The sequence below is a fragment of the Pseudoblastomonas marina genome (assembly GCF_014641655.1).
Classification (GTDB): domain Bacteria; phylum Pseudomonadota; class Alphaproteobacteria; order Sphingomonadales; family Sphingomonadaceae; genus Alteriqipengyuania_A; species Alteriqipengyuania_A marina.
Genome location: NZ_BMID01000047.1, coordinates 1 through 565 on the forward strand (window position 1 = coordinate 1; position 565 = coordinate 565).

Here is a 565-nt window from a genome sequence, read left to right on the forward strand (position 1 = left end):
AGACTAGTTATATTAACAGATTTAATTTTGATAATCTTTACAATTTTAAAGCTATAGCTACAAGCTCTTTAGGTTATAAACATACAGAAGAAGCAAGATTAAAGATGGTTGATTATTATAAGGATAAAAATAATCATCCTATGTTTGGTAAAACTCATACTGAAGAAGCACTAGGTTTAATTAGTAAACCAGGTGAATTAAATCCTATGTTTGGTAAAAAACATAGTGAAGCTACTAAGGCGTCTATGAGTGAAAAAAAGAATAAATATCCTTTAGGTGTAGGTATTTATGATTTAGAGGACAATTTAATTTTAAAGTTTAGTAATAATGTAGAGCTAGCTAAATATTTAGGTATTTCTAAGGTTACAGTAGGTAAGTATTTAAATTCGGGTCTTGTATATAATAAAACTTATCGGTTTAAACCTATACAAGATTAGATATGGTTGTTTTATTTTTTGGAATCAGAATTAGTTAGTGGTTTTATGACAGAACATGCAGCAGTAGTCTTTGTATTCTTTTTCTTAGCCGAGTATGGTAGTATAGTTTTAATGTGTATACTTACAAG

Annotated in this window: 2 protein-coding genes; both read left to right on the plus strand. The window is 27.8% G+C overall.

Annotated features, from left to right (window positions below; all coding sequences use genetic code 11):
- The coding region (locus IEW49_RS13500) for an NUMOD3 domain-containing DNA-binding protein (RefSeq protein WP_229658244.1) at positions 1–437 on the plus strand (437 nt) is incomplete at its 5' end.
- A gap of 18 nt (positions 438–455) precedes the next feature.
- Positions 456–565: NADH-quinone oxidoreductase subunit H (locus IEW49_RS13505; protein WP_506344883.1), on the plus strand; the 110-nt coding region annotated here is incomplete at its 3' end.